Here is a 6,957-nt window from a genome sequence, read left to right as displayed (position 1 = left end):
GCGGACCCGCGCCGCGTGGACACCGCCATCCGGCGTCTGCTGCTGGCCCACTACGTGGTGCTGGGCTTCGGTGGGCTCCCCCTGCTCTACATGGGGGACGAGATCGCCCTGCTCAACGACTACTCCTACGCGGATGACCCCGAGCACGCCGGCGACAACCGGTGGGTGCACCGCCCCCGCATGCCGTGGGAACTCGTCGAGCGACGGGAGGTCCCGGGCACGGTCGAGCATCGAGTGTGGAGCGCGCTGCGTCACGCGGTCCGCGTCCGCTCCGAGCTGGTCGCGATGCACGCCGGGGTGGAGCCGGACCTGCTCGAGCCGGTCAACTCGGCGGTCTTCGCCGTGCAGCGCCGCCACCCCGCGAGCACGCTCGTCGGCCTCTACAACGTCACCGAGCACCACCAGTGGTGGCCGCGATGGGCGGTGCCGATCGAGGGCGAGCTCCACGACGAGCTGCGCGGCGGGCCGGCGCCAGGGGACGTCAACGGGCTGCGTCTGGGCCCGTACGACGCCCTCTGGCTGACGGCCCGCTGACCCCTCAGCCGCCGGGCTGCTCGACGCTCAGGCGCCCGGGCCGCTCGACCCGTTCTGGCCGCCCGGGGCGCCGTACCCGCCCTGAGCGCGCGGAGCGGCGTAGCCACCCTGGCTGCCGGGCGTTCCCGGGCCCTGGCCGTGCGGGCCGCCGGCCCCGCCGGCCGGGGTGGGGTCGCCCTTGCCCATGCCGGCCTCGACAGCGGTGACCGTGAAGTTCTTGTCCAGTTTGACCGTCACCAGCGTGCCGTCGGCCTTGGTCATGTGCGCCTCGTAGGTGGCATCACCGGCATCGGTCTCTACCCGGTACACGGTGCCGCCCGGCACCGCCTTCAATGCCGCCGCCTTCACCTTGGCGGCGGCGGCCGCGTCGAGTGCCTTCTCGTCGCTGCGCACGGGTGTCGAGCCGCCGACCGGGCCGGAGCCCATCCGCGGCTGCCCGTTCGGTGCGCCGCTCGAGGTCGCCGTCGACGTACCCGCGTTGCCGGAGCTCCCCGAGGTGGCGAACGCCGTCGCCCCGCCCGCGAGGGCGGCGCCGGCGACCACGCCGGCGGTCAGGAGCGCCGCGCTTCGCCCCCGGCGGGAAGCCCTGTGCGGACTCGCGCCGCCCTCGATGCGGTCCTGGCCGAACTCGTCGTCGAGCGTGTCGCCGAAGTTGTCGTCGTGCACCGTCACTCCCTTGGTCGGGCGCCGCCCCGTTGCGGCTGCCGCCACCGTCTGCGGCGCGCCTGTCGCGGGGCTGGCGGCTACCTGGGGATGACCTGTGAATCCGGCTTCCGCGCTTGCAGCGTGTAGCTCGCTGCCAACCGGTCCGGCCGCTCGGCGAGCCGGTACTCCCCACCGTCCTCCAGGCGCATCGCCCCCGGCAGCGCGTTCCAGGGGACGCTGTCGTGCTCTTCGAGTGCGGTCACCTGCAACCCCGCGTCGAGGAGAGACGTCACGATCTCCCCGAGGCCGTGGTTCCAGCTGTGCGTCACGTTGTGCACGAACGTCGCGTCGGTGTCGACGTAGGTCCCCTCGTCCTCGAACACGAGCGGCTCCGCCGTCTCGAAGTACGGGTAGCGCACGAGGAGCAGGTCGTCGTCCCGCTCCTCGTCGAGCGCCCACAGCATCGGGTGTCCCTCCCGGATGAACAGCCGTCCGCCCGGGCGCAGGAGCGCGCTCACGACGTCGGCCCACCGCCGCACGTCGGGCAGCCAGCACAGCGCTCCGATGCCGGTGAAGACAAGGTCGTACGCCTCCCGCTCGAGGACGTCGAGCGCCGAGTACACGTCCGACTGCACGAAGTCGACGTCGTCTCCCGTGCGAGCGACCAGCGACCGGGCCTCCTGCAAGGCTGCCGGGGAGAAGTCCAGGCCGGTCATGCGGGCGCCCAGCCTCGACAAGGAGATGGTGTCCGTCCCGATGTGGCACTGCAGGTGCACGCCGCGCATGCCTGCGAGGTCCCCGAGCCGCGGGAGGTCGAATCGCACGACGTCGCTGAGGAACGTGGGGTCCGAGACGAAGCGCTCGAGCCCGTAGTCGGCCGACCTCGCGTGCGCGGGCGCGCGTTCGTCCCAGCTCGCTCGGTTGACGTCCAGGTAGTCATTGCTCACCCCCGCACCGTGCCACACCAGGGGGCCTGCGACCGAACGGTCCCGGCCGTCAGGCGAGGGCGCGCTCCTGACGGACCGGCGTACTCACGGCTCCCGCGACCGAGAACCCCGCCGCCGTGGAGAACGCCACCGCGTAGCCGACGTGCTCGATGAGGGACCCCAGCCCCGGGGCGGTGGCGACCGCGACGAGGTTCTGGCCCGTGTTCTGGATCCCGAGCGCCCGCCCGGCCCACCGGGAGCCGGCGCGCTCCGCGACCGCGGTGAACGCAAGACCGTTGGTGGCCACGGTGACCGCGCACCCCACGACGAGGGCCAGCGACGCGACGGGTGACCCGCTCGCCGCCCCCAGCGCGACCAGGCCGACAACGAACGCGATCGCGACCGCGAGGGTGCGCATCGGCGCGAGGCGCCGACCGACGCGGTCCGACCAGTAGCCGACGACCAGCCGGACCACCGCTCCGGCGAGATTGCCGACCGCGAGCACCGTCGCCGCCGTTGAGGTGGGCCAGTGACGCACCTGCGTGAGGAACTCGAAGGAGAACGCGGTCACGGCGAACTGCGGTACCACGAGGCAGGCGCTCGCGAGGTGCAGCCGCCACAGGAAGGGCTCGTGGTACGGCGACCGCCCGGCCGTCCCTTGCCGGCCCTCCGGGCGTGCCGGGTCGCGCGCCAGCACGCCGACCGCGAGCGCCGAGGCGGCGCACAGGAGGGCGCAGGCACCGACGGCCAGCGACAGGCCGCCCAGGAGGGCCAGGGCGGGAAGCAGCGCGGCAGCCACCGCCGTCCCGAGCGGCTGGGCGGTCTGCCGCGCTCCCATCGCCAACCCCCGGTCGCGTGGCGCGAACCAGCCCAGCACGAGCCGGCCGCTCGCCGCGCTGACCGACGCCGCCCCGGCACCGGCGAGAAGCAGCACCGCCGCGAGCGCCCGTACGTCGTCGACGACGACAGACGCCGCGAACAGGAACACGCCGGCCAGCGTCAGGCCGAGGGCCATGACGACGCGCTCGCCATACCGGTCCGCGGCCGCTCCCCACGCGACGAGAGCGAGCAGCAGTCCGACGATGGGCATCGTGATGAGCACGCTGGCCCGCGACAGGGAGAGGCCGAGGTCGCGCTGCACCTGGGGGAGCAGGTAGGGGAGGCCATACAGGAAGACACAGCTCGCGGCCTGGGCCAGCATCCCGAGGCCGAGCATCAGCCACCGTCGGCTGTCCTCCATCATCCGAGCATAGGAGGAGTTCTCACTATTTGGGCGATATGTCTCGAATAGAAAGACAGGCACGGGGTTGGAAGAGGCCTCCGGTCAGACGGAGGGTGCGGGTCGTGACGCTTGAGGGTCGCCCTTCTCCACCCGAGTCCACCCGCTCCAGCCACGCTCTTCGATCAGGTCCCGCAGGCGTGCGACGACCGGATGGGACGCAACGGCGAAGGAGTCCATCAGGCGGATGAACGACTCGTCGGGCATGAGCTCGTCTTGCAGCTCCAGTTCCCCGCGGTCGGCAGCCTGCTCCAACAGAGAGCTGATCAGGTCGGCTGTCTCGCGCAGGAGATCCTCGTCCTCCCAACTCTCCGAGATCCGACCGATGAGCTGGTACAGCCTTACGACCTTCGGGTTGTCGAGTTGGGCCACCTTCTCGGCCATGATCGCCGGGAGCGCGTCCGGCCATCGCGCCGCCGTCAGGATCCAGGCGTCTCGTTCGGGCTCGATGATGCGCTCTGGCGTTCCGATGGCACGCAGGCGATCCAGATAGTCGACCACCTCCCACGGGAGAGCCAGCGAATCGCCCGTGCCCAGCTGCGCAATGCGGCGACGGTGCTCCTGGAGCGTGCGGATCCGAGCGCGCAGCTCCCGGTCGATCTGACGGGTCGCGGCGACGAAGCTCTCCGGGTCGGCGTCAAGGAGGTCGCGTACCCGGGCGAGGGGGACGCCGGCCTCGGCCAGGGTACGAATCCGGATGAGCCTTACGACCGCCGCGGCGTCGTACGTCCGGTAGCCGGAGGCATCGCGATCGGGCTCTGGTAGCAGTCCGATCTGGTGGTAGTGCCGCACGGTGCGGGTGGTCACTCCGGCGTAGGAGGCTAGCTGTCCGATCGTCAGCATCGCCTCAGCCTGCCCGAGGGAGACACATCGTCAAGTGACCTTGTGGCGGTAGGTGGCCATGGCCAGCGTGTACCCGACGACGAGGATGGCGAGGCACCAGCCCAGGGCCTTCCAGATGGCGGTGCTGAACGCCTGCTGCATGTACAGGTCGCGGATCGCGTCGACGATGGGTGTCACCGGCTGGTTCTGGGCGAATGCGCGCACTGGGGCGGGCATGGTCGAGGTGAGCACGAACGCCGAGCTGATGAACGGCAGGAAGATGATGGGGTAGGAGAACGCACCCGCGCCGTCGACGGTCTTGGCGGACAGTCCGGCGATGACTGCGAACCAGGTGAGAGCCAGGGTGAACAGGACCAGGATGCCGGCGACCACGAGCCAGGCCAGCAATCCGGCCCCCGACCGGAAGCCCATGGCCAACGCGACGAGGATGACCACTACGAGCGATACCAGGCTGGCGAGCAGCGAGGTCAATACGTGCGCCCACAGCACGGACGAACGCGCGATCGGCATGGACTGGAATCGTTCGAAGATGCCGCTCTGCATGTCCATGAAGAGCCGGTACGCGGTGTAGGAGATGCTCGAGGCGATGGTGATGAGCAGGATGCCGGGCAGGAGGTAGCTCACGTACGGGCCCGAGCCCGCGTGGATGGCGCCGCCGAACACGTAGACGAACAGCAGCATGAACGCGATCGGCATGATCGTCGTCGTGATGATGGTGTCCGGGCTGCGCGTGATGTGACGCAGAGAGCGACCCGTCAGGACGGCGGTGTCGGCGAAGAAATGGCGGGTCAAGACTGTTCCTCATGCCTCGCGTTTCCGACGATGGCGAGGAAGACATCCTCGAGCGTCGGCTGCTTCTCGACGTACTCGATCTTGGCGGGCGGCAACAGCTGCCTGAGATCCGCGAGGGTGCCGTTTGCGATGATCCGCCCCTCATGAAGGATCGCCATCCGGTCGGCGAGCTGTTCGGCCTCGTCCAGGTACTGTGTGGTGAGAAGCACCGTCGTGCCCCTCCCCGCCAGCTCCTTGACGCTGTTCCACACCTCGACGCGTGACTGCGGGTCGAGCCCGGCGGTCGGCTCGTCGAGGAAGATGACCGGCGGACTGCCGATGAGGCTCATGGCGATGTCCAGCCGGCGGCGCATGCCTCCGGAGTACGTCGCCACCCGCCGTTGCGCCGCGTCGGCGAGCTGGAAACGCGTCAGCAGGTCATCCGCGATGCGACGGGCGCCCCTCATGTGGCGCAACCGGGCCATCAGGACCAGGTTCTCCCGCCCGGTAAGGATCTCGTCTACGGCGGCGAATTGTCCGGTGAGGCTGATGGACTCGCGTACGTGCGCCGGTTGCGTGGCAACGTCGAAGCCGGCGACGGTGACCGTCCCCGCATCGCTTCTGAGCAGCGTGGAAAGGATCTTCACGATTGTGGTTTTCCCCGCGCCGTTCGAGCCGAGCAGGGCGAGGATGCTCCCCGGCGCAACGTCGAGATCCACGCCACGCAGCACGCGGAGCTCGCCATAGGACTTCTCCAGGGCTCGGACGCGGATTGCGGGCTCCCATGCCTGCTCTGCGCTACTCCGGACTTGTATGGACATGGCACCAGCGTGCAGGCTTGACGTTGCGTCAAGGTCAAGGACGAAGCGGCCGCACCAACGCCCTCCCGTTCCAGTGGGAGCATCAGTCGCGTGCATGCCGTTGAGGTCGTCCTCGCCATCGGATGGACGGCCTTCTGGATCTACTGGCTCGCGGCAGCGTTCTCCGCGAAGCGCGGCCGCATCCCCTGGTCGCGCCAACTGCGTATCCGGGTGCTGCTCGTCGTCGCAGTGGTTCTCCTGGTCCATCTCGGGATCTTCAGAGGAGGCACAACCACGTCGGATCCCTGGCGGGCTGCCCTGGGGCTCGCGCTCTTCGCGCTCGGGCTCGGGATCGCCATCTGGGCCCGCGTGCACATCGGGCGCAACTGGGGCACCCCGATGTCGCAGAAGGAGGAACCGGAGCTGGTCACCAGTGGCCCCTATCGCTGGGTTCGACACCCGATCTACTCCGGCATCCTGCTCGCCGGTGTCGGTACCGCGGTGGCCCTGAGCTGGATGTGGCTCGCTGCGGTGGCCCTGGCGGGGGTCTACCTCGTGTATTGCGCGACCGTCGAGGAGCGCTACCTGACCAAGGAGTTCCCCGACTCCTATCCGGCGTACAAGCACTCGACCAAGATGCTGGTGCCGTTCCTCTTCTAGTCAGCACAACCGCTGCTTGGTTTCCGGCGGAGACACGGTCCACGACCAGCCGCGCTCCGGTGCCCTCCTCCGCCATCTGCCGGCAGGTCGCGATGAACCGCTCGGCACGCTCACGATCGGTCCACGGCGGCGCGTCCCAATAGCGCAGCACGTACGCGCTGCTGTGCAGCGCGAAGAGCTCGTCCACGTCCGCGTCGGCGAACGGACGCAGTCGCAGGCTCCTGGTGATCAGGGTCGGAATGGGCAGGGGCATGCAGGTCATGGTGCCTCGTCCTGTGGTCGCGCTAGTTGGGCATGTCGAGGCACGCGAGTCGGCGAAGTGGACCGACCGCGTGCGACAACTCGTGCCACAGCGCGACGTACTCCTCGCCGTCCCTCTCCGCGAGGCATCGCCGGATCGACAGAATGTCGTCGGCCAATGATCCGAGGTCACTTCGGGCGGGTCGTAGGCGGACGGATCGAACGCCTCGTTGAGCGGAAGGTCCCAGTACATGCCACC

General features: G+C 69.6%; 8 protein-coding genes and 1 pseudogene. 2 read left to right on the top strand and 7 right to left on the bottom strand.

Annotated features, from left to right (window positions below):
- A partial coding sequence (locus VMI11_10595) for an alpha-amylase (protein ID HTY72854.1) occupies positions 1 to 534 on the top strand: 534 nt, incomplete at its 5' end.
- A 27-nt stretch (positions 535 to 561) separates the two neighbouring features.
- Here VMI11_10595 and VMI11_10590 read toward each other — a convergent pair.
- The 6 genes from VMI11_10590 to VMI11_10565 form a co-directional block, all read right to left on the bottom strand.
- On the bottom strand, positions 562 to 1,200 hold the full coding sequence (locus VMI11_10590) for a hypothetical protein (protein ID HTY72853.1): 639 nt from the start codon (positions 1,198 to 1,200) through the stop codon (positions 562 to 564).
- A gap of 77 nt (positions 1,201 to 1,277) precedes the next feature.
- Positions 1,278 to 2,126 carry a class I SAM-dependent methyltransferase gene (locus tag VMI11_10585; GenBank protein HTY72852.1) on the bottom strand — a complete coding sequence of 283 codons (849 nt, stop codon included), beginning with the start codon at positions 2,124 to 2,126 and terminating at the stop codon, positions 1,278 to 1,280.
- Positions 2,127 to 2,175: 49 nt separating this feature from the next.
- A complete protein-coding gene (locus VMI11_10580) occupies positions 2,176 to 3,345 on the bottom strand; it encodes an MFS transporter (protein HTY72851.1) in 1,170 nt (389 codons plus the stop codon).
- A gap of 84 nt (positions 3,346 to 3,429) precedes the next feature.
- Positions 3,430 to 4,227 (bottom strand): MerR family transcriptional regulator, encoded by a 798-nt coding sequence (locus VMI11_10575; GenBank protein HTY72850.1) that lies wholly within the window; start codon positions 4,225 to 4,227, stop codon positions 3,430 to 3,432.
- Positions 4,228 to 4,257: 30 nt separating this feature from the next.
- Positions 4,258 to 5,019 (bottom strand): ABC transporter permease, encoded by a 762-nt coding sequence (locus VMI11_10570; protein ID HTY72849.1) that lies wholly within the window; start codon positions 5,017 to 5,019, stop codon positions 4,258 to 4,260.
- Positions 5,016 to 5,819, bottom strand: coding sequence for an ATP-binding cassette domain-containing protein (locus VMI11_10565; protein ID HTY72848.1), 804 nt, complete (start codon positions 5,817 to 5,819; stop codon positions 5,016 to 5,018). The genes VMI11_10570 and VMI11_10565 overlap by 4 nt, the downstream gene beginning before the upstream one ends.
- A gap of 90 nt (positions 5,820 to 5,909) precedes the next feature.
- On the opposite strand from VMI11_10565, the gene VMI11_10560 reads away from it, so the two are divergent.
- Complete coding sequence (locus VMI11_10560) at positions 5,910 to 6,458, top strand: isoprenylcysteine carboxylmethyltransferase family protein (GenBank protein HTY72847.1); 549 nt, start codon at positions 5,910 to 5,912, stop codon at positions 6,456 to 6,458.
- 28 nt (positions 6,459 to 6,486) lie between these two features.
- Here VMI11_10560 and VMI11_10555 read toward each other — a convergent pair.
- A pseudogene (locus tag VMI11_10555) lies at positions 6,487 to 6,711 on the bottom strand (GNAT family N-acetyltransferase).
- Positions 6,712 to 6,957 lie beyond the last annotated feature (246 nt).

It is taken from the genome of Actinomycetes bacterium (assembly GCA_035506535.1).
GTDB lineage: Bacteria > Actinomycetota > Actinomycetes > DATJPE01 > DATJPE01 > DATJPE01.
This window is presented reverse-complemented; position numbering and strand designations above follow the sequence as displayed.